This is a genomic window from Streptomyces sp. NPDC007896 (genome assembly GCF_042959425.1).
In the GTDB taxonomy this organism is placed as follows: domain Bacteria; phylum Actinomycetota; class Actinomycetes; order Streptomycetales; family Streptomycetaceae; genus Streptomyces.
Map to the genome: position 1 here is coordinate 37,689 of NZ_JBIBKX010000001.1, position 19,610 is coordinate 57,298.

The following is a 19,610-nucleotide window of genomic DNA, read 5'->3' on the forward strand; positions in this document are numbered from 1 at the left end:
GAGACGACCGCGCCCGTCGGGCGTGAGCGAGGGGCCGACCGGAAACGTATCTATGGGCGGAATGCCTAACCACCGCTTGTTTCCCTGCACTTGCCCGGTTCTGTGCCGACTGGTGAAGATCCTGGGGTGACCTTGATACGACCGACAGCCGAGACAGCGGGCGCGAGTGGTCCGGTGCGGCGCCCCGCCGCCGGACGCGCCGCCGCCCTGCTCGTCCTGGTGGCCGTGGCCGCCCTGATCCCGCTGCTGGGCCCGCGCCCCGCGCTGGACGGCACCGGCGAGGCGGCCGCCCCCGGCGTCGGCGGCATCGCCCTGCTGCGCGCGGCCTTGTTCGCGGCGCTGTGCGTCCCCGCGGGCGAACTGTTCGCGGCCCGGCTGGCCCGCCGGGTGCCGGGCGCGCCACTGGAGTACGCGCCCCGCAGCTGGGCGCCCTACGCCGCGGCGGCCGGGTTCGTCGCCGCGCTGGGCCTCGCCTCGGTGGTGGCCACCGGCAATCTGCTGCCGCACCACCTCTCCGACATGGACGTCGGCGGGCTCTACCAGACCCGGGACGGAAAGCTCGCGCTCCTGGAGGTCAACGCGTTCCTGGCCGCCGGGCTCTGCGCCCTCTCACGGCGACCGGCCGCCCAGGCGTGGCCGCTGGCCGCGGTGGCCCTCGCGGAGGCACTGCGCGCCCACCCGGCGCCGGAGCACGGCCCGCTCGTCGGCTCCGGTCTGACGCTCGTTCACGTGACCTGCGCGGCCCTGTGGACGGGCGGCCTGCTGCATGTGCTGCGGATGCTGCGCACCTGGCGCGCCTCTTCGAAGGCGGAGGCTGCCGAGACGGCGGTTTCGCGGGTTTCGGCGGACGCGGCCGGCGCGGCGCTTCTGGGCCTCTACGCGCGCGTGGCCGCCGCCCTGTTCGCGGCGCTCACCGCGACGGGCGTGTGGAGCGCGCTGCGCCGGATGCCGCCCGGCACGGTCCTGGACCAGCTGACGGCGACGTCGTACGGGCGCACCCTGCTCGCCAAGCTGGTGCTGGTGGCCGCCGTCGCCGTGCTGGCGCTGCTCGCGCGGCTGCGGCTGCGCCGGGCCGCCGACCGGCTCAGTGCCTGTGTGCCCGCTCGCGCGGAGGTGGTGGCACTGGGCCTGGTCGTGGCGGTGTCGGGGCTGCTGACGGCGCTGCCGCTGCCGATCAGGTGGTCATGAGCCGTTGGTGACGAGCACCTTGAGGGCGGTGCGCTCGTCCATCGCCTTGTAGCCCTCGGGCACGCCTTCCAGACCGATGGTCATGTCGAAGACGGGCGACGGGTCGATGGTGCCGTCCAGGATGTCGGGCAGCAGCTCCGGGATGTACGCCCGCACCGGCGCCACACCGCCGCGCAGCGCGATGTTCCGGTCGAACATCACGCCCAGGTCGAGGCCCGTGCCACTGCCGTGCGGCACGCCGACGAAGCCGATGGCGCCGCCGTCGCGGGTGATGCTCACGGCCGTCCGCATGGACTGCTCGGTGCCGACCGCCTCCACGACGGCGTGCGCGCCCTGGCCGCGGGTCAGCTCGCGGACGGCCTCGACGGCCGCCTCGCCGCGTTCGGCGACGACGTCCGTGGCGCCGAAGGCGCGCGCGATGTCCGTACGTGCCTGGTGGCGTCCGAGCGCGATGATCCGCTCGGCGCCGAGCCGCTTGGCGGCCAGCACGGCGCACAGCCCGACGGCGCCGTCCCCGACGACCGCGACGGTGGCGCCCTTGCGGGCTCCCGCGCCGAGGGCCGCGTGGTGCCCGGTGCCCATGACGTCGGAGAGCGTCAGCAGGGCCGACAGCAGGTGGTCGTCGGAGGCCGCCTCCTTGGGCAGCTGTACGAGGGTGCCGTCGGCGAAGGGGACGCGCACGGCCTCGCCCTGACCGCCGTCGTAGCCGACCGCGCCCCAGAAGCCGCCGTGCTCGCAGGAGGTGGTGAGGCCCTCGCGGCAGTAGTCGCAGACGCCGTCCGACCACATGAAGGGGGCGACGACCAGGTCGCCGCGGCGGACGCCGGTCACCTCGGAGCCGGTCTCCTCGACGATGCCGAGGAACTCGTGCCCGATCCGCTGCCCCGCCTGCCGCGCCGCCTCACCCCGGTAGGCCCACAGGTCGCTGCCGCAGATGCAGGACCGCAGCACCCGCACGACCGCGTCGGTGGGCAGTTGCACCAGGGGCTCGGGGACGTCCTCCACGCGCATGTCGTACGGGGCGTGGATGGTGGTGGCGCGCATGACGAGGATCCTTCTCGGCCGATCGGCTGGGTGAGATGCGCTCAGGGGGTGGTTGAGCGCATCTCACCGTACGCCGCCCTCGCCGCGGTATGCGCGCCAAGGGTGCCCTGCACTCCGCTGACCAGCAGGAACTGGGCGGCGGCATAGGTCAGCATGATCCAGAAGTCCGGCCTCGGGAGCTGCGGCCAGTCGGCGACGCCGGTGGCGATGAGGGTGTCGGACAACAGGAAGAGCGCCCCGCCCGCGCCCGCGACGGGCCCGAGCCGGGTGCTTGTGGCCGCCATCGCGGTCAGCAGCAGGCTGTAGCCGGCGACGGGGATACGGAGGCCGGCGGGCAGATCGGGCCACAGGAGGGTGACGGTGACGACGAGGGCGAGGACGTACGCGCCGACGAGCCAGGCGGACGGCCCACGCACGTGTGGAGGGCGATGCGGCGAATCCGGCCTTCTGAAGAGCAGGAGGTAGCAGACGTGACCGGCCGCGAAGGAGGCCATCCCCACGAGGAAGGCCGGGTCGGCGTCGGACAGCAGCAGTACGTCGCCGCCCCAGCCGCAGAGCAGGGCGGCCACCAGGAGCCTCGGTCCGCCGCGTACGACCGCGTGGGCGGCGAGCAGGGGCATCAGAAGCGGCTTGGCGACCAGGTGCCCCGGGGTGAACCCGACGGCCAGCGAAACGAGGTCCACGGCGGCGGCCACGCCGAAGGAGACGAGCAGCACGCGCGCGTGCCGTGGGCTCACGCGACGGGCTCCGTGACCGGCTTGCTCCCCGCGGACTTCGGCGTCGGCTGCCAGCCGGGCCCGCGAAAGACCCGCCCCGCCCGCTCGCGCCAGCCGGTCGCCGCCTTCAGGTCCCTGGCGATGGCGGCGTACTCGTGGGTGGCGACGCGCAGGGGGTTGTACGTGGCGATGTTCTTGGTGAGCCCGTAGACGGGGCGCTCGGTCTCGGGGACGAAGGACCCGAAGAGCCGGTCCCAGACGATGAGGATCCCGCCGAAGTTGCGGTCCAGGTAGCCGCCCTGGGAAGCGTGGTGGACCCGGTGGTGGGAGGGCGTGTTGAACACGAACTCGAACCAACGGGGCATCTTGTCTATCCGCTCCGTGTGGATCCAGAACTGGTAGACGAGGTTCGCCGACGAACAGAACGCCAGCGCGGCGGGGTGCACACCGAGGGCGATCAGCGGCACGTAGAAGGGCCAGACCGTCCAGGTCGTCCAGGGCTGGCGCAGCGCGGTGGTGAGGTTGAACTTCCGGCTGGAGTGGTGGACCACGTGGCAGGCCCACAGGACGCGGATGACATGGTGCCCGCGGTGCGACCAGTAGTAGAAGAAGTCCTGCCCCAGCAGCATCAGCGGAACGGTCCACCACAGGACGGGCACCCGGAGCGGAGTCACTTCATAGATCGCCGTATAGATCGCGACGATCGGAATCTTCCACAGAAAGTCGAAGACGAGACTCCCGAGCCCCATGCCGACGCTCGTCGCGGCATCCTTCGCCTCGTACCCCGCGGCATCGTCGTCCGGATGGATCCGGACGCTCACCATCTCGATCACGGTGAGCAGCACAAAGGCGGGTATCGACCACAGCACGACATCGGGCAGGTTCGGCATGGGTGCACCGTAGAACCGCAGCTCGGCCACGGCTAGACGTTGTTACCCACAAGTATTACCGGGGGTACGCGCTTGCTTATTGGTGATCTCCGCCAAGGGCGCCGACAGGTCCGGACCGATGCTCGTCGGATGTCCGCTCGGCGCTCGTCACACCCCCGCCGCCCCCAACAACACCCCCGCCGCATACGTGACCCCCATCGCCAGCGCACCCCCGCCCACGTTCCGCAGTACCGCGCGGCCGGGGTTCGCCGAGCCCAGGCGGGCGCTCAGCCAGCCGGTGAGGACCAGGGCGGCCAGTACCGAGAGCACGGTGACGCCCAGGCGCCAGGCCGCCGGTGGCAGGACGATGGCGAGCAGGGGAAGGAGGGCGCCCACGGTGAAGGAGAGGAAGCTCGCCCAGGCCGCGTGCCAGGGGTTGGTGAGGTCGTCGGGGTCGATGCCGAGTTCCACGCGTGCGTGCGCCTTGAGGGCGTCGCGTTCCGTGAGCTGCTCCGCCGCCTCGCGGGCCACCTCGCGGGTCAGGCCGCGCTGCTCCAGGAGTTCGGTCAGCTCCTCGAGTTCGGCGGCCGGCTGTTCGCGCAGTTCGCGTCGCTCCAGCGCCAGGGCGGCCTTCTCGGAGTCCAGTTGGGTGGAGACCGAGACGTACTCGCCCGCCGCCATCGACATGGACCCGGCCAGCAGCCCGGCCAGGCCCGCCGTGAGCAGCGCGGAGCGGTCGTCCGTGGCGCCGGCCACGCCGACGACGAGGCCCGCGGTGGAAACGATGCCGTCGTTGGCGCCCAGCACCGCGGCCCGCAGCCAGTTCAGGCGGGAGCCGAGGGTGCCTTCGTGGGCCTCGTCGTGCGTGGGTACCGTCACACGGGGAGGATGCCACCTGGCGCGTCACCAGACCCGTACTGACGCTCCCCGCGCGAACACCGGGCTCGTCGCGTCCGCCGGGGGCCGCGTCAGCGGTTCGGCCAGTTCCGCCACGGTCGGTCCCACCTTCGCCGCGAGGGGATCCAGGGCGTCGAGGTCGAAGCCGTAGACCCGGGCGGCGTTCCCGCCGACCATCGCGGCGACCTCCTCGCGCGGCACGCCCGCGTACGCGCAGCGCAGGCCCTCCCGCGAGTAGGGGTAGGTGCCCTCGTCGTGCGGGTAGTCGCTGCCCCACATGATCTTGTCGACGCCGATCCGCGCCCGCAGCGGCACCTCGTGCGGGCGCATGAAGCTCGCGCCGACGAAGCAGTTGTCCCGCCAGACGTCCGAGGGGCCCTTGCCCATCGACTCGGCGAGTCCCGCGCCGAACTTCGACTCCGCCGTCGACCGCTTCGTCCTCTTCGCCGCCGCCGACAGCCTCCCGTGGTAGTAGTCCAGCATGTCGAGCACCCCGGGGATCCAGCCCGAGCCCTGCTCGGTCAGCACCAGTTTCAGGCCGGGGTGGCGGCGGAAGGCGCCGCCGAAGATGAGGTGCCAGAGCGCGCGGTGGGAGAACCAGGTCGTCTCGACCATGAAGACCGCGCGAGCCGCCGGTTCCTCGCCCAGTGGCGGGGACGCCGAGCCCGCGTGGTGGTTCACGGGGACGCCGAGCTCCTCGCAGACCGCCCAGATCGGGTCGTACGTCGACGCGTACAGCTCGGGCAGTCCCGAGCCCGGTGGGGTGCCGGGGAGCAGCAGGCCGCCCCTGAGGCCCGCCCGGGAGGCCCACCTGATCTCCTTCACCGCCTCCGCCACGTCGTTCAGGAGGATCTGGAAGACACCCGCGCGGCGGCCCGGCGCGGCCGCGCAGAAGTCCGCGAGCCAGCGGTTGTGGGCGCGCAGGCCCGCCCAGCGCCGTTCGAACTCCTCGGCGGTGGGGGCCGGCGCCATCAGGGCGGCCGACGGGAAGAAGGGCGGGATGGTGTTGGGGAACACCACCTCCGCGACGATGCCGTCCTCCTCCAGCTCCGCCAGGCGCCGAGCGGAGTTCCAGTTCTTGTCGGCGGTATCGGCGAGCAGGTCCTCGTACGGATTGACGTACGTGGCCGCCCACGCGTCGAACGCCTCGTGGTGTTCCTTCGCCAAGTAGGGCCGGTAGTCCAGGAGGTCCGCTCCGGCGTGGCAGTCCGCCGAGATCACGGTGTAGCGGTCGGTCACGGAGTCGTTCGTGGGGCCGCTCACGGCATCGCCCCCAGGACCGGGAAGTCGTGGTCGGTCAGCCAGTGGCGGCCCACCTCGCGCGAGCGTGCCCAGGACGCCGCCACGGCCGCCTGGTCGTCGCTCTGGCCGAGGTCGGCCGGCGTCGGGCCGATGCGCCGGGCGAGCGGGGCCAGGTGCTCGACGTCGAAACCGAAGACCTCGGCGGCCGCGAGGCCGAGCATGCGGCGGGTCTCCGGGACCGGGATGTCGTGGAAGGTGCGCCGCAGCCACGCGCGTGTGTCGGGCCAGGTTCCCTCGGGGTGCGGGAAGTCGCTGCCCCACAGGATGTTGTCGACGCCGATCTCGTAGCGCTGGGCGAGTTCGCGGCGCTTGGTGTTCGTCGCGCAGATGAAGAGCTGCCGGTCGAGGTACTCGTGCGGGGGCCGCTTGAGCTCGGCGAAGGGCGACAGCTTCTTGCCGCCGTGCGCGCCCAGGTAGAGGCGGTCCATGAACCAGAGGAGGTTCGGCAGCCACCAGCAACCCGACTCGGCCACCCCGAACTTCAGCCCCGGATGGCGTTCGAAGACGCCCGACCAGAGCAGGAACCACAGGGGGCGGGCGGGCCACCAGGTGACTTCGCAGACGTAGATCCCCAGGTGGTCGCCGTACTCGTGGCGCGGCGCCGCGCCCGAGTGCGTGACCACCGGCATCCCGCACTCGGCGGCGGCCGCCCACACGGGGTCGTAACGGCGGTCGTGGTACGGCTCCTTGTCGACCCACATGGCGGGGATCATCAAGGCGCCGAGTCCCGACTCCTTGGCGCGGTACACCTCGGCGACGACCGCGTCGGGGGACGCCGTGATCGGCAACAGGGCGACCCCGCAGTGCCGTTCGGGGTTCTCCCCCACGAACTCCGCCAGCCAGCGGTTGTGGGCCTGCGCGCCCGCCATCCCGAGCTGCGGGTCGTGGTCGCCGGAGAGACCGAGGCCCACGCCGAAGGGGGCCGCCGTGCGGCTGTCCACGGCGTCGGCGTCCGGGAAGACCACCTCCCCGGCCACGCCGTCACCGTCCAGCTCCTTGAGGCGCTGCGCGGTGTCCCAGCCGCCGCGCAGACCCTCCTCGTTGTCCTGGAACCAGCGGTCCGCGAACGCCTCGTTGCGGATGCCGAGCCGGGTCATCTCCTCGCGGCGCCGGCCCTGGCCCGCGAGGAACTCGTCGAAGTCCCGGTGGAAACGGGAGTCCAGGTAGGGCCGGTACTCCTCGGTGGGGAGCCCGGCATGGCAGTCGGAGGAGATGATCAGATAGGGGTCCCGGTCGGTCATCGCCCGCCTCCTCAGTCCAGGATGAAGTGCTCTAGGTACGACGGGTCGGCCCGGTCGAGCATCGACTGCGACCTCGCCCGGATCTGCCGGTCGCTGTGCTCGCTGGCGGGCAGCAGCCAGAACCGGCCCTCCCTGATGCCGTCCGCCACCAGGTCGGCGACCTCCTCCACCGGCGTGAACCGCACCTCCTGCCCCGCCTCCTTCATCGCGGCCTCCCACTGGTCGAGGCTGCGGTACGGGGTCTTCCTGGGGCGCTGTTTCGCGTAGCGCTCGGGCCGGTTGCGGTGCGACTCCCACAGGCCGGTACGGAGCATGTGGGGCCCGGGGAAGAGCACGGACGCCCCCACACGCGCGTGCTCCGCCTTGAGATGCGCGTACAGGGACTCGGTCATCGTCACGACGGCCGCCTTGGTGACGGCGTACACCGAGGCGGTCGGCAGCGGGGCGATCCCGCCGTCGCCGGACGAGGTGTTGACGACGTGGCCCGGCTCTCCCGCGGCGATCATCCGCGGCACGAAGGCCTGGACGCCGTGGAAGACACCCCAGACGTTGACGGCGAAGGCCCACTTCCAGTCGTTCGGATCGTGCTCCCACATGCGGCCCTCGGCCCCGGAGCCGACCCCGGCGTTGTTGCACAGGACATGCACGGCGCCGTACTTCTCGTACGTCTCGGCGGCGAGCGCGTCGAGCTGTTCGCGCTCCGAGACGTCCACCACGCGCGCGTGCACCTCGGCCCCGTACTCCCGCAGCCCGGAGGCGGCCTTCTCCAGGGCGCCCTCCTCGACGTCCGCGAGAACCACCTTCAGAACGTCCGCCGCGAACCGGCGCGCCATCGCGAGCCCGATACCGCTCGCCGCGCCGGTGACGACGGCGACCTGTCCCGCCCGGAGCTCCATCAGGCGCTCCCTTCCGGCGGCCCGTCGAGGATCTGCCGCGGATCGTCGTAGCGCTGATGGATGTACGGCAACAGGGCCTGGGCGCTGACGCGTTCGACCACCCTGCCCGTCTGGTCGGTGGTCTTCTCGCCGAGGGTGATCTCGACCAGTTCCCGTACGGGGAGGTCGGCGACCGGGTCGTACATCGACTCGCGCAGTACGACGTCCCCGGTGACGCGCTCCAGCCTGCGCACCTTCTCGTTGCGCACGCAGTGCACGAGCACGGGGTGGACGTCGAAACCCGAACCGTCCACCGCGGGAAGGAACTTGAAGTAGAAGTCGGTCTTCTGGGCGGGCTCGGGCAGCGGCAGGTCACCGCTCACCGCGCCGCGCACCTCGACGAACGCGATGCCGTGCCGGGCGAGTGCGGCCCGTACGACGAGGCCGTCGCGTTCCACGGTCACCTCGCCGAGCTTCTTGGGCTCCCCGAAGACCTCGCGGCCGCCGATGAGCGCCCGCTCGTGGGTCATCGGCATGACCAGCGGGTACCAGCCCTCGACGCCGTCGTGCGCCGCGGCGACGGCGAACGAACCCGCGCCGAGCGGATAACCCGGCAGGTCGACCTTGCTGATGTTCACCCGGACCAGGGGCCGCCCGGTGGGTTTGAGCGGGGGTGGCAGGACCGCCGCGACCGCGTCCGGATCGCTCTCCCAGACGGCCACCACACCGGTGGACCAGATGTCGGGGAGTTTGGCGCTCGCGGTGCGCGCGGCGGCGATCTCCGCCTCGGTCCGTGCGCCGTACCTCACTCGTGCCATGTCCGTACCGCCCTTCGTAGGCGCTACCTGCTGGGGCGCGGAGCACGCTTGCAGGACACCGTCGAAAGGTCCATAGCCATGCGTCAGCCATGCGCCCGGGGGCGTGCGTCGGGCCGGACCAACCGGTGACCCGCGCCACACGAAGCACCCCCGCCACCCGCCGACCGCGTCAACTCCGGGGGCCGGACCGTCCGTCGGTTTCCGGGAAGGTGGGGGCCGGACTGTCAGTCAGGGCCCGTATCCTCAGTGACCATGCTCGAAGACCTGACGACCGCAGCGTCACCAGCCCCCTGGCCGGCCGCGTATCCGCAGGGGTACGCGGTCGTCGACGTGGAGACCACCGGCCTTGCCCGCGACGACCGGATAATCTCGGCCGCCGTCTACCGGCTGGACGCGCGCGGCGAGGTCGAGGACCACTGGTACACGATGGTCAACCCGGAGCGGGACCCGGGCCCGGTCTGGATCCACGGTCTGACGACCGAGGTGCTCGAAGGCGCCCCGCTCTTCCAGGACATCGCCGAGGAGTTCTCCGACCGGCTCGCCGACCGGGTGCTCGTGGCGCACAACGCGGTCTTCGACTGGTCGATGATCGCGCGGGAGTACGCGCGCGCGGAGCGTGAGGCGCCGGTGCGTCAGCGGCTGTGCACCATCGCGCTCTCCAAGGAGCTGGGTCTGCCGCTGCCCAACCACAAGCTGGAGTCGCTGGCCGCGCACTTCGGCGTCGTACAGCAGCGGGCGCACCACGCACTGGACGACGCGCGCGTGCTGGCCGAGGCGTTCCGGCCGAGCCTGCGGGCCGCCGCGCGGGACGGGATCCGGCTGCCGCTCCTGGAGTGCCGGCCCCTCAAGGAGTGGTCCGAGAGCCCCGCGGCGCCGCGGATCGGACGGCAGTCCGGTTCCGGTGGTTACTCCTCTGGTGGTTACTCGTCCGGTGGCTACCCGTCCGGGAGTTGGCGACCTTCACGCAAACGTCCCGCATGCCCCTATCCCAACCCGGGTCGCTACGAAGCGGACAAACCACTCAAGCAGGGTATGCGGGTCGCGTTCTCCGGGGACACGTCCGTCGACCGCGAGCTGCTGGAGGACCGCGCCGTCGAGGCCGGCCTGCATGTCGCGACGAGCCTGTCCCGGCTGACCAGCCTGCTCGTCACCAACGATCCCGACTCCAGCACGTCCAAGGTGGTCAAGGCCAAACAGTTCGGGACACCGGTGATCGACGAGGCGGCGTTCGGCCAGCTGCTGCGGGACGTGGCCCCGGCCTCGCAGAAGTGACCCCGGAGGGCCGCGGAGGGGCCGGGGCTGACGGACGTACGGACGATTGCCGGGCGACTCGCCCGGCGCCCGCTCGCCCGCGCCGCGTCGGCACCTCGCCCTGTGGCGCACGGCGAGATGCGAAGTGTGCGGCAACGACTACGGCATGACCTTCGAGGTGCCCGCGCAGGGCGCGGTGCGCTGGGAGGGGTGCACCCGATCTCGCCGTCGGTCTGACTGCAGCGGATGAGCAGTCCGTTCCCGAACGCCGCGTTCTCACCGGGCAGGTCGGCCAGCGCCCAGTCTTATTCCCTCCGCCCGTAGGCACCCGGGCCGGCGGAGCGGGTCACGAACGCCTCCCGGGGCAGGATCGCCGCGAGCGTTCGCGTCGATGCGGCCGAGCATCTGGGTGAACAGGAAGGCGTGGTGAGTACTGGAGTGGCCGGTGAACGCCTCCTCCAGCTCCGCCGGCTTGGCGCGGCGGCTCCAGGATGGGCACAGGGCCGTTCGGCTCGCCACCAGCGGCGTCGCCGCTCCAGATGCAGCCACCCGACTGAGGACGCAGGATGGGAAGCGGGAAGATCCGCTACCACCTCGGGACCACCGATGGAAGAGTATCCAGGACTCCCTGTTGAGGCGGCGCGAGCGAAGGTCTGCAGGATGTGCTGCGCGCCTGCAGAAGATTGCCCTGATCGCCACGGGATGAAAGCAGCCACCTGCTGCAGAGCCGGCCCGTGACCACGGAAAGGGAAAGTCGCATGTGGCGATATTTTGCATGTCCCATTTCCGGTCTCTTCCTAGTTTTCAGTGCGGGTATTACACCCGCTCAAGCATCTTCAATAGCATGTCCCTCCGATGCGAACTGCGCACACTTCAGGTACGAAACTCGCATCGCCGCAGAACAAGGCAGCCGCTTCCTGGCTTCTGAGGCGATTACCGAGAGAGCGACCGACTGGCAGAACCGCACTTATGGCATCACTTGCGATGACATCGTCGACAAGCCGGTCAAGGTGGCTGTCCGCAACGGCAAGGGTGTCGCCAAGGGAAGCGGCCTCGGCGGCTACGACCGCTGGGAGGTGGAAGTTCAGAAGATCACTCAAGGCAGACTTCCACGCCTCGGCAACGTGACGGCCGTGCTCTTCTACTGCAGCCCGCAACCCAGCAACTTCTTCAGGCAGGAACTGCGCGTCTATGGCGAGGACGGCAACGAGGTGGGCCGTACGCCATCCTTCGATGTCTCGGGGTTGCCGCCGGAGTACCAGGCAGGATCCTTGACGATAAGGGACAGTCGGCTTGCCGCCGATGTCAAGTTCTACGGGCCCAACGACAGTCATGCGACGGGGCCGTCGATACTCCGCCATGTCACCTGGACATGGGATGGCAAACGGTTCGTGACACATGGCGCTTCGTGACACATGGTGCCGAGTCGGAGATAGAGACACCCGATCGAAATCGACTTACCGGAATAGAGCTACAAACGCCTCCTTGAGGGCCCGGGAGGGACCTCCGGGGCGAGGGGAAAGCCTGTGGGAAGTTCCCTATATTATGAAATGTCCCGATACTGTGACAAGTCCCGCCGGCCGTTGACGCCATCGTGGCCGACCTCCCACGCTGGTGGGTGAGCAGCCGATCCACCGCAAGGAGATGATCATGAGGACAAGCGCCTGGTGGCGCCTCCGACACCTCGTCGGCGCGTCCTGCGCCGCTGCGCTGCTCGCCGGAACGGTGGGCGTGGCGAGCGCCGAGGCAGTGCCTCGGACAACGAAGGCCACGGCGGAGTCGTTGAGCGCGGCGCCATACGAGACCTGCACGGATTACCACTACGACCAGAGCGGCACGCTCATCTGGGACCCGCCGGGCTGCACCCCTCCGTGAGGCAGGGTGGGTGTGGATAGGTGTCCTTGGCTCTACCGCGCCGAACGCGGCGCAAGACGCCATGTGGGACCGCCGCTGAGCAGGCCACCGGGTCCTCTAGAATGTGATCACCGACAGCGAATCCGAGCTCCCGTCGGTCACGTAGACCCGGTCCTCCCGGGACACCGCCACCCCCTGCGGGCCGCGGCCGACGTCGACGGTGTGGTCCACCTCGTTCGTCGCGCTGTCGATCACCGACACCGAACCCGAATTCCCGTTGGTCACGTAGACCCGGTCCTCCTGGGACACCGCCACCCCCTGCGGGCCGCGGCCGACGGGGATGGGGTTGCCCATCGTGCTGTTCGTCGCAGTGTCGATCACCGACACCGAACCCGAGCTCCCGTTGGCCACGTAGACCCGGTCCCCAAACGTAGACACCGCCACCCCTGCCGGGCCGCGGCCGACGGGGATGGTGCGGTCCACCTTGTTCGTCGCGGTGTCGATCACCGACACCGAACCCGAGACGAAGTTGGCCACGTAGACCCGGTCCCCATTCGGGGACACGTCCACCCCCTGCGGGCCGCGGCCGACGGGGATGGGGCTGCCCACCGTGCGGTTCGTCGCGGTGTCGATCACTGATACAGAACCTGAGCCGAAGTTGGTCACGTAGACCCGGTTCTCGATCGGGGACACCGCCACCCCCTGCGGGCCGCGGCCGACACGGATGGTGCGGTCCACCTTGTTCGTCGCGGTGTCGATCACCGACACCGAACCCGAGCCCAAGCTGGTCACGTAGACCCGGTCCCCGTTCGGGGACGCCGCTATCCCCTTCGGGGAGCGGTCGACGGGGATGGGGCTGCCCACCGTGCGGTTCGTCGCGGTGTTGATCACCGACACCGAACTCGAGCTCTTGTTGGCCACGTAGGCCCGGTCCCCCTTGGGGGACACCGTCACCCCCTCCGGGGAGTCGCCGACCCGGATCAAGGCCAGTTCAGGACCCGAGGGGCCGGACTGTGCCACGTAGATGCCGCCGCCCACCGCGGCCAGCGCCACCGCCACCACCCCCGCGATGAGCCTGGCCCGTCGGTGTCCGGGCCGCGGCGGGCGAGGCCGCGGCCGGGCCTCGTCACCTTTGTGCGGCGGCGGTTCCAGGGGCGGGCCGGTTGGCTCCTTCGGCTCGGCCGACGACAGTCCCGGGGGCGGGCCGGTCGGTTCCTCCGGCTTGGCCGACGGCAGGAGCTCGGTCGGCGGGGACGGCTCCCGGAAGCGCGGCGGCTTCGGACCGGTCGGTTCCTCCGGCTCGGCCGGCGGCATGACCGGGGGGTGCGATGGGGAAGGGCGGGGCTGGGCGATGGAGGCGAGCCGCCGGGTGGCCTCGTCGCCGTCCATCCGCTGCGCGGGATCCTTGGCCAGCAGCCCGAGGAGGACCGGGGTCAGCGCCGTTGCCCGGCGTGGCAGGGTGGGAAACTCGAACAGCACGGCGCTCAGTGTGGTGACGGCGGAGTCGCGGTCGAAGGGTCCGGCCCCCTCGAGCGCGAAATACAGGGTGGCGCCGAGTGAGAACAGGTCGCAGGCCGGAGTGGGCACCTCGCAGTGAGCCCGTTCCGGAGCCATGAAGCCCGGGGTCCCCAGGAAATCCGCGGTAGCGGTCAGGCGGGCCTCTCCGGAGCTCGGCTCCAGCGAGATGCCGTAGTCGATCAGCAGCACCTGGCCGCCCTCCGTGGAGTGGGAGGGCTGCGGGCCGGGGCCGGTCAGCAGGACGTTGGCCGGTTTGACGTCCCGGTGCAGGATGCCGAGCCGGTGCCCCTCCTGCAAGGCGTCGAGGACCGCCAGCCCGATCCGGGCGACGTCGGCGGGCGGCAGCGGCCCCCGCTCGCGCACCACCGCGTCCAGGTCCATGGCGCCGGGGACGAATTCCATGACGATCCACGGCAGGCCGTCGGCCTCCAGGATGTCGTACACAGTGACCACATGGGGGTGGTTGCGCAGCCGGGCAGCGTGCTGCGCTTCGCCGCGGGCCCTCGTGATCCGGGCGCTCACCTCTTGTTCCGGGATGTCCGGCGGCAGGACGATCTCCTTGAGCGCGACCTCGCACGCCAGGTTCTGGTCATACGCCTGCCACACCCGTCCCCTGCCGCCAGCGCCGAGCCGACGCAGGAGCCGGTAGCGCCCGGCGATCACACGCCCGGCGGCCTCGTGCACTCCCGTCATGGCGTTCTCTCTTCCAGGGTGGCCCAGCAGGGTCCCCGGCGAGCGTTGCAGCCCTTCTTCAGGTATTTCATATCGCCCGAAGATCGGCAAGTTACCCATAACGGGTGTAGTCCACGTATGTTCCGTGCAGCGGTGTCCGGATCAGGAGAAGGCGCAAGCCGGATGGTTGGCCTGACGGCCCTGTGGACCCGTGGCTCCAGGTGCTCGGAGCCGGCAAGAAGAAGCAGATCCCCGAGGATGCGCAGCCGTGGGCACGTGAGGCCGAGCCGAAGGACGTGGAAGAGCAGATCGCGGAGCTTCAGGCCCTCTGTTGTCGAACGGCTGGGGGCAGAGCCGGTGTTCTACGCCGCCTGACAACGAGTCAAAAGGGCCCCTCCCGTGTGGGAGGGGCCCTTTTGCCATCAGGCGGAGCGGTACGCACTTCCCACCTTGTCCACGATGCCCACCCTTCCCTCTGCGCGGGCGCAGTGCGCGCCGCAGTACCAGTGACCCTCGGCCTCGACTCCCTGGCCGATGATCTGGACTCGGCAGTGCTCGCAGATGGGTGCCATGCGGTGGATCGCGCAGGCGAACGAATCGAATACGTGACGGGAACCGTCCTGGGTCTCCACGGTGAAGGCCAGGTCATAGTCATTGCCACACACTTCGCAACGTGTCATACGCGGCATGGTCAAGGGCAGGGAAGGCGCTGGCAAGCTGACGGCGCTCTGCCGACCGGAGGTTCTACCTGGTCGGCGTAGCGGCTCATCCTCTCTGCACTTCTGTCACTTCAGCCCCGTCAGTTCCAGGATCTCGTCTGCCCGCTCCTCGGTCAGGACCGAGACGTGGATCAGCTGGGCCGAGCCGGCCCGGGAGACCGTCTGGGTCGCCACCGGGCTCGACGAGGACGGCGACGGGAAGAACGACCGGGTGGCCGTCGACATCGTGCGCCCCGGCGAACCCGCCGCCAAGGGCCGCAAGATGCCGGTCACGGCTCCACCAGTCATACGGGTACCACTCGCGCGCAGGCCAACTGGACCGACGGCGCCACCGGGATGACCGGCAAGAGCTGGGACGGCAGCATCGCCAACGGGGTCGCCGCCACAGGCGTCAAGGGACTGCGGACGATCGTCCCGGTCAGCTCCATCTCCTCCTGGTACCCCGCCTACTTCTCCCAGGGACCCTGGCCGGCCGGAAGCGCGCCCACGCCTGGGTCGACACCCTGCACCGCTGCTTCGACCACGAACTCCTCGGCCACGACAACGGAATCGACCGCGAGCCGATGGCCGACATCGAACGCACCCCCGCCACTGGACCACGGACGCCGTCCGGCCGCCGAAGTCGACGGCCACCGTGGCCCTCGGCCCCGGCCAGGGCACGCGGAAGAGGAGCTGCTGCGTGTTGCGCTGGGCCGGATCACTCCGCAGGGCTCGAATCCCCGGCGCGTGCAGGAGATCCGGCAGCGCGTGGTGGCCCGGCGCCGGCGCCGTGTCGCGCTGGCGGGCGCCACCGCTCGCGCACCGGCGGCGGCCGTCACGACGCAGGTCTGGGACTCGCCCCCTGCCAGGGAGCGGACCGTGGTGACGCCGGGCGGCTCACAGGAACTGATGCGCATCGTGCGTCCGGCCGAGGACGGGCATGCCGCGCGGACCAGCTACGCGTTTCTCAACAACGCCTCCCCGACCGTGATCCGGCAGACCACCGAGATCCTCGCCACCGCCCCCCTCAGTCGGTGATGCGAAGCGCAGGTAGGGCGCACTGCGCCCGCGCGCAGGGCAAGGTGGGCATCATCGACAAGGTCTGAGAGCCGACCGGAACGGTCCGAGCGCACACGTCGCCGTCCGGGCGACGCGCACCCCCGTGAACGCGCCCCTCGACCGAGTTGTACGGTCGTGGGGTGTACCGCTTCCTGTTGTCCCGGCAGTGGGTGATTCTCACCCTCGTGGCCCTCCTGCTCATCCCCACGATGATCAAGCTGGGCTTCTGGCAGCTGCACCGCCATGAGCACAAGGTCGCGCTGAACACGGTGATCTCGCAGTCGCTGACGGCCACGCCGGTGCCCGCAGAGTCGGTCACCGCGCCGGGGCAGCCCGTCAAGCACGCGGACCTGTACCGCCGGGTGACCGCGAAGGGCATCTTCGACACCGCGCACGAGGTCGTCGTGCGGCGCCGCACCAACGCCGACGGCGAGGTCGGCTACCACGTCCTGACCCCCTTCGACCTGGACGACGGCCGGGTGCTCCTCGTCAACCGGGGCTGGATCGACTCGAACGGCTCGCAGACCGCGTTCCCGAAGATCCCGGCGCCCGCGAAGGGCGAGATCACCGTCACCGGGCGGCTGATGCCCGACGAGACGACCGGCGACAGCGGCATCAAGAACATCCAGGGCCTGCCCGACCGCCAGGTCATGCTGATCAACAGCGAGCAGCAGGCCAAGAGCCTCGGCAAGCAGGTCCTCGGCGGGTACATCGAGCAGACCGCGCCCGCGCCCAAGGGCGACACTCCCGAGCTGATCCCCGACCCCGAGCACAACGACATCGGTCCGCACATGGCGTACGCGATCCAGTGGTGGCTCTTCTCCGCGGGCGTGCCCGTGGGCTGGCTGATCCTGGTCCGCCGGGAGCGCCGCGACCGGGCCGAGGCCGCCGCCTCCACGACCGCGCCGGAAGCGGCCACGGTCGCCGCCTGACCCCTGGGCCGCCGCGCCCGCACTTCCTCGGCCGGTGTCACCCGGTCGGCCCCCGACCCGATTGGCCCCGGCCTTCTCCGGGAACTCGCCCCACGTGCACCCACGTATCGAGGACTACGCGCTCATCGGGGACGAACAGACCGCCGCGCTGGTGGGCCGGGACGGGTCCGTCGACTGGCTCTGCCTGCCACGGTTCGACTCGGCCGCCTGCTTCGCCGCGATCCTCGGCGACGAGAACCACGGCCGCTGGCGGATCTCACCCACGGGGGCGGGCCCCTGCACCCGGCGGGCGTACCGGCGGGACACGCTGGTGCTCGACTCCGAATGGGAGACGGACGAGGGCGCGGTCCGCGTGACCGACTTTATGCCACAGCGCGAGCACGCCCCCGATCTCGTCCGCGTCGTCGAAGGGCTCAGCGGCCGGGTGACGGTGCACAGCACACTGCAACTGCGCTTCGACTACGGCTCCGTCGTGCCGTGGGTGCGCAGGGCGGACGGCCAGCGGGTGGCGGTCGCGGGCCCGGACTCGGTGTGGCTGCGCAGCGAACCCGAGGTGCGCACCTGGGGCAAGGACTTCCGTACCCACTCGGAGTTCACCGTGGAGGCGGGCGAGAAGGTCGCCTTCGTCCTGACCTGGCATCCCTCGCACCGGTCACGCCCGCCGCTCATCGATCCGTACCAGGCACTGCGCTCCAGCGTCGAGGACTGGCAGGCGTGGGCGGCGCGCTGCCGTTACGACGGTCCGCACCGGGACGCCGTCGTGCGCTCCCTGATCACCCTCAAGGCCCTCACCTTCGCCCCGACCGGCGGCATCGTCGCCGCCCCCACCACCTCGCTCCCGGAGGAACTCGGCGGCGTCCGCAACTGGGACTACCGCTACTGCTGGCTGCGCGACTCGACCCTCACCCTGGGCGCGCTCCTGTCGGCCGGGTACCACGAGGAGGCCGAGGCCTGGCGCGACTGGCTGCTGCGCGCGGTCGCGGGCGACCCCGCGGACCTGCAGATCATGTACGGCCTCTCCGGTGAGCGCCGGCTGCCCGAGTTCGAACTGTCGTGGCTGCCCGGCTTCGCGGGCTCGTACCCGGTCCGGATCGGCAACGAGGCCGTCAAGCAGCTCCAACTGGACGTGTACGGCGAGGTCATCGACTCGCTCTCGCTGGCCCGGCGTTCGGGCCTGCCGTCCAAGCCGCACATGTGGCGCCTGCAGTGCGCCCTGATGGAGTTCCTGCGGACCACCTGGCGGCAGCCGGACGAGGGAATCTGGGAGGTGCGCGGCCCGCGCCGGCACTTCGTGTACTCGAAGGTGATGGCGTGGGTGGCGGCCGACCGCGCCGTCCGGGCGCTGGAGAGCGACCCGGCGCTCGTCGGCGACCTGGAGGGCTGGCGCACGATGCGCGAAGAGGTGCACAAGGAGGTGTGCGAGCGCGGCTTCGACATCGAACGCAACACCTTCACGCAGTCCTACGGGTCACGCGAACTGGACGCCTCACTGCTGCTCATCCCCCGCGTCGGTTTCCTGCCGCCCGACGATCCCAGGGTCGTCGGCACCATCGACGCGGTACGCGCCGAGCTCGAACGCGACGGCTTCCTGCTGCGCCGCTACAGCGACGAGGGCGTCGACGTCGACGGACTGCCGGGCGGCGAGGGCACCTTCCTCGTCTGCTCGTTCTGGCTCGCGGACGCGCTGCACATGACAGGCCGTACGAAGGAGGCCCGCGAACTGTTCGAACGGCTGCTCGGCCTGGCCAACGACGTGGGGCTGCTGTCCGAGGAGTACGACCCCGTCGCGCGCCGCCAGCTCGGCAACTTCCCGCAGGCGTTCAGCCACCTCGGCCTGGTGGGGTCCGCCTTCAACCTGTTCGGTGATGCACATCCGGGAGGAGGCGAGAAGACCGGATAGGGGAGGATGGGGGCCATGGATCTTGGACTGAAGGACCGTGTGTACGTCGTCACGGGAGCCACCCGTGGCCTGGGCAACGCCAGCGCGCGCGAGCTCACCGCCGACGGCGCGAAGGTGATCGTCACGGGGCGCGACGAGAAGACCGCCGCCGACGCGGCGTCCGCGCTCGGCCCGAACGCGGTGGGGGTGGCCGCCGACAACTCCGACCCGGGGGCCCCGGACCGGCTGATCGCGGCGGCCCGCGCGCACTTCGGCGGTTTCGACGGCATCCTGATCAGCGTCGGCGGCCCGCCGCCCGGGTTCGTCGCGGACAACACGGACGAGCAGTGGACGGCCGCCTTCGAGTCCGTCTTCCTGGGCGCGGTCCGGCTGGCCCGCGCCGCCGCCGCGGAGCTCGGCGAGGGCGGCGTCATCGGCTTCGTGCTCTCCGGCTCGGTCTACGAGCCGATCCCGGGCCTGACCATCTCCAACGGTCTGCGCCCCGGTCTCGCGGGCTTCGCCAAGTCCCTCGCCGACGAACTGGGCCCGCGCGGCATCCGTGTCCTGGGCCTGCTCCCGGCCCGCATCGACACGGACCGCCTGCGCGAGCTCGACGGCCTCTCCGCCGACCCGGAGGCCACCCGTGCGGCCAACGAGTCGCTGATTCCGCTGCGCCGCTACGGCGTCCCGGAGGAGTTCGGCCGCACGGCGGCGTTCCTGCTCTCGCCCGCCGCGTCGTATCTGACGGGCATCATGGTGCCGGTGGACGGCGGTATGCGGAGCGGGTTCTGAGACCG

General features: G+C 70.9%; 18 protein-coding genes and 1 pseudogene. 9 read left to right on the forward strand and 10 right to left on the reverse strand.

What is annotated here, in order from left to right:
* Nucleotides 1-126: 126 nt before the first annotated feature.
* Nucleotides 127-1,188 carry a CopD family protein gene (locus tag ACFZDJ_RS00190; protein WP_391054986.1) on the forward strand — a complete coding sequence of 354 codons (1,062 nt, stop codon included), beginning with the start codon at nt 127-129 and terminating at the stop codon, nt 1,186-1,188.
* On the opposite strand, the gene ACFZDJ_RS00195 is transcribed toward ACFZDJ_RS00190, so the two are convergent.
* From ACFZDJ_RS00195 to ACFZDJ_RS00230, 8 genes are all read right to left on the reverse strand, one after another.
* On the reverse strand, nt 1,183-2,232 hold the full coding sequence (locus ACFZDJ_RS00195; protein ID WP_390928559.1) for a zinc-binding dehydrogenase: 1,050 nt from the start codon (nt 2,230-2,232) through the stop codon (nt 1,183-1,185). The two genes, ACFZDJ_RS00190 and ACFZDJ_RS00195, sit on opposite strands and share 6 nt — an antisense overlap.
* Nucleotides 2,233-2,273: 41 nt before the next feature.
* Nucleotides 2,274-2,969: a lysoplasmalogenase gene (locus ACFZDJ_RS00200; protein WP_168507855.1), complete on the reverse strand. Its 696-nt coding sequence runs from the start codon at nt 2,967-2,969 to the stop codon at nt 2,274-2,276.
* A complete protein-coding gene (locus ACFZDJ_RS00205; RefSeq protein ID WP_390928554.1) occupies nt 2,966-3,838 on the reverse strand; it encodes a sterol desaturase family protein in 873 nt (290 codons plus the stop codon). The genes ACFZDJ_RS00200 and ACFZDJ_RS00205 overlap by 4 nt, the downstream gene beginning before the upstream one ends.
* A 147-nt stretch (nt 3,839-3,985) precedes the next feature.
* Nucleotides 3,986-4,696 carry a VIT family protein gene (locus tag ACFZDJ_RS00210; RefSeq protein WP_384906134.1) on the reverse strand — a complete coding sequence of 237 codons (711 nt, stop codon included), beginning with the start codon at nt 4,694-4,696 and terminating at the stop codon, nt 3,986-3,988.
* A 24-nt stretch (nt 4,697-4,720) separates the two neighbouring features.
* Nucleotides 4,721-5,977: an amidohydrolase family protein gene (locus ACFZDJ_RS00215; RefSeq protein ID WP_390928551.1), complete on the reverse strand. Its 1,257-nt coding sequence runs from the start codon at nt 5,975-5,977 to the stop codon at nt 4,721-4,723.
* Entirely contained in the window at nt 5,974-7,257 is a 1,284-nt protein-coding gene (locus ACFZDJ_RS00220; protein ID WP_391054991.1) for an amidohydrolase family protein, read from the reverse strand. Before ACFZDJ_RS00220 ends, ACFZDJ_RS00215 begins: the two co-directional genes overlap by 4 nt.
* 11 nt (nt 7,258-7,268) lie before the next feature.
* Entirely contained in the window at nt 7,269-8,153 is an 885-nt protein-coding gene (locus tag ACFZDJ_RS00225; RefSeq protein WP_391054994.1) for an SDR family NAD(P)-dependent oxidoreductase, read from the reverse strand.
* Complete coding sequence (locus ACFZDJ_RS00230; protein WP_168507861.1) at nt 8,153-8,950, reverse strand: acetoacetate decarboxylase family protein; 798 nt, start codon at nt 8,948-8,950, stop codon at nt 8,153-8,155. Before ACFZDJ_RS00230 ends, ACFZDJ_RS00225 begins: the two co-directional genes overlap by 1 nt.
* A gap of 252 nt (nt 8,951-9,202) precedes the next feature.
* Here ACFZDJ_RS00230 and ACFZDJ_RS00235 point away from each other — a divergent pair, with 252 nt between their 5' ends.
* The 3 genes from ACFZDJ_RS00235 (at nt 9,203) to ACFZDJ_RS00245 (ending at nt 12,076) form a co-directional block, all read left to right on the forward strand.
* Complete coding sequence (locus ACFZDJ_RS00235) at nt 9,203-10,222, forward strand: DEDDh family exonuclease (protein ID WP_390928545.1); 1,020 nt, start codon at nt 9,203-9,205, stop codon at nt 10,220-10,222.
* A 737-nt stretch (nt 10,223-10,959) separates the two neighbouring features.
* Nucleotides 10,960-11,613, forward strand: coding sequence for a hypothetical protein (locus ACFZDJ_RS00240; RefSeq protein ID WP_391054996.1), 654 nt, complete (start codon nt 10,960-10,962; stop codon nt 11,611-11,613).
* Nucleotides 11,614-11,851: 238 nt separating this feature from the next.
* Nucleotides 11,852-12,076 carry a hypothetical protein gene (locus ACFZDJ_RS00245; protein ID WP_384906128.1) on the forward strand — a complete coding sequence of 75 codons (225 nt, stop codon included), beginning with the start codon at nt 11,852-11,854 and terminating at the stop codon, nt 12,074-12,076.
* A 96-nt stretch (nt 12,077-12,172) separates the two neighbouring features.
* Here the strand turns inward: ACFZDJ_RS00245 and ACFZDJ_RS00250 are convergent, their stop codons facing one another.
* Complete coding sequence (locus ACFZDJ_RS00250; protein ID WP_391054999.1) at nt 12,173-14,266, reverse strand: protein kinase; 2,094 nt, start codon at nt 14,264-14,266, stop codon at nt 12,173-12,175.
* Nucleotides 14,267-14,667: 401 nt separating this feature from the next.
* Nucleotides 14,668-14,925 (reverse strand): hypothetical protein, encoded by a 258-nt coding sequence (locus ACFZDJ_RS00255; protein WP_101405916.1) that lies wholly within the window; start codon nt 14,923-14,925, stop codon nt 14,668-14,670.
* A gap of 130 nt (nt 14,926-15,055) precedes the next feature.
* Here ACFZDJ_RS00255 and ACFZDJ_RS00260 point away from each other — a divergent pair.
* The 5 genes and pseudogenes from ACFZDJ_RS00260 to ACFZDJ_RS00280 all read left to right on the forward strand — a co-directional run.
* Nucleotides 15,056-15,628, forward strand: a pseudogene (locus tag ACFZDJ_RS00260) (CocE/NonD family hydrolase); the annotation flags it as partial.
* Between the two features lie 194 nt (nt 15,629-15,822).
* Nucleotides 15,823-15,981, forward strand: coding sequence for a hypothetical protein (locus tag ACFZDJ_RS00265; RefSeq protein ID WP_391055001.1), 159 nt, complete (start codon nt 15,823-15,825; stop codon nt 15,979-15,981).
* A gap of 161 nt (nt 15,982-16,142) precedes the next feature.
* Nucleotides 16,143-16,934: an SURF1 family cytochrome oxidase biogenesis protein gene (locus tag ACFZDJ_RS00270; protein WP_391055004.1), complete on the forward strand. Its 792-nt coding sequence runs from the start codon at nt 16,143-16,145 to the stop codon at nt 16,932-16,934.
* A 94-nt stretch (nt 16,935-17,028) separates the two neighbouring features.
* Nucleotides 17,029-18,834, forward strand: a complete 1,806-nt coding sequence (locus ACFZDJ_RS00275; RefSeq protein ID WP_391055006.1) for a glycoside hydrolase family 15 protein — start codon at nt 17,029-17,031, stop codon at nt 18,832-18,834.
* Between the two features lie 15 nt (nt 18,835-18,849).
* Nucleotides 18,850-19,605 carry an SDR family oxidoreductase gene (locus tag ACFZDJ_RS00280; RefSeq protein ID WP_390928534.1) on the forward strand — a complete coding sequence of 252 codons (756 nt, stop codon included), beginning with the start codon at nt 18,850-18,852 and terminating at the stop codon, nt 19,603-19,605.
* The last annotated feature ends 5 nt before the right edge of the window (nt 19,606-19,610 follow it).

What these genes read in the sequence shown, in the direction of transcription:
- ACFZDJ_RS00245 (WP_384906128.1), top strand. Translation starts at nt 11,852, where the DNA reads ATGAGGACAAGCGCCTGGTGGCGCCTCCGACACCTCGTCGGCGCGTCC.
- ACFZDJ_RS00220 (WP_391054991.1), bottom strand. Translation starts at nt 7,257, where the DNA reads ATGACCGACCGGGACCCCTATCTGATCATCTCCTCCGACTGCCATGCC.
- ACFZDJ_RS00280 (WP_390928534.1), top strand. Translation starts at nt 18,850, where the DNA reads ATGGATCTTGGACTGAAGGACCGTGTGTACGTCGTCACGGGAGCCACC.
- ACFZDJ_RS00250 (WP_391054999.1), bottom strand. Translation starts at nt 14,266, where the DNA reads ATGACGGGAGTGCACGAGGCCGCCGGGCGTGTGATCGCCGGGCGCTAC.
- ACFZDJ_RS00205 (WP_390928554.1), bottom strand. Translation starts at nt 3,838, where the DNA reads ATGCCGAACCTGCCCGATGTCGTGCTGTGGTCGATACCCGCCTTTGTG.
- ACFZDJ_RS00255 (WP_101405916.1), bottom strand. Translation starts at nt 14,925, where the DNA reads ATGACACGTTGCGAAGTGTGTGGCAATGACTATGACCTGGCCTTCACC.
- ACFZDJ_RS00235 (WP_390928545.1), top strand. Translation starts at nt 9,203, where the DNA reads ATGCTCGAAGACCTGACGACCGCAGCGTCACCAGCCCCCTGGCCGGCC.
- ACFZDJ_RS00195 (WP_390928559.1), bottom strand. Translation starts at nt 2,232, where the DNA reads ATGCGCGCCACCACCATCCACGCCCCGTACGACATGCGCGTGGAGGAC.
- ACFZDJ_RS00240 (WP_391054996.1), top strand. Translation starts at nt 10,960, where the DNA reads ATGTGGCGATATTTTGCATGTCCCATTTCCGGTCTCTTCCTAGTTTTC.
- ACFZDJ_RS00230 (WP_168507861.1), bottom strand. Translation starts at nt 8,950, where the DNA reads ATGGCACGAGTGAGGTACGGCGCACGGACCGAGGCGGAGATCGCCGCC.
- ACFZDJ_RS00225 (WP_391054994.1), bottom strand. Translation starts at nt 8,153, where the DNA reads ATGGAGCTCCGGGCGGGACAGGTCGCCGTCGTCACCGGCGCGGCGAGC.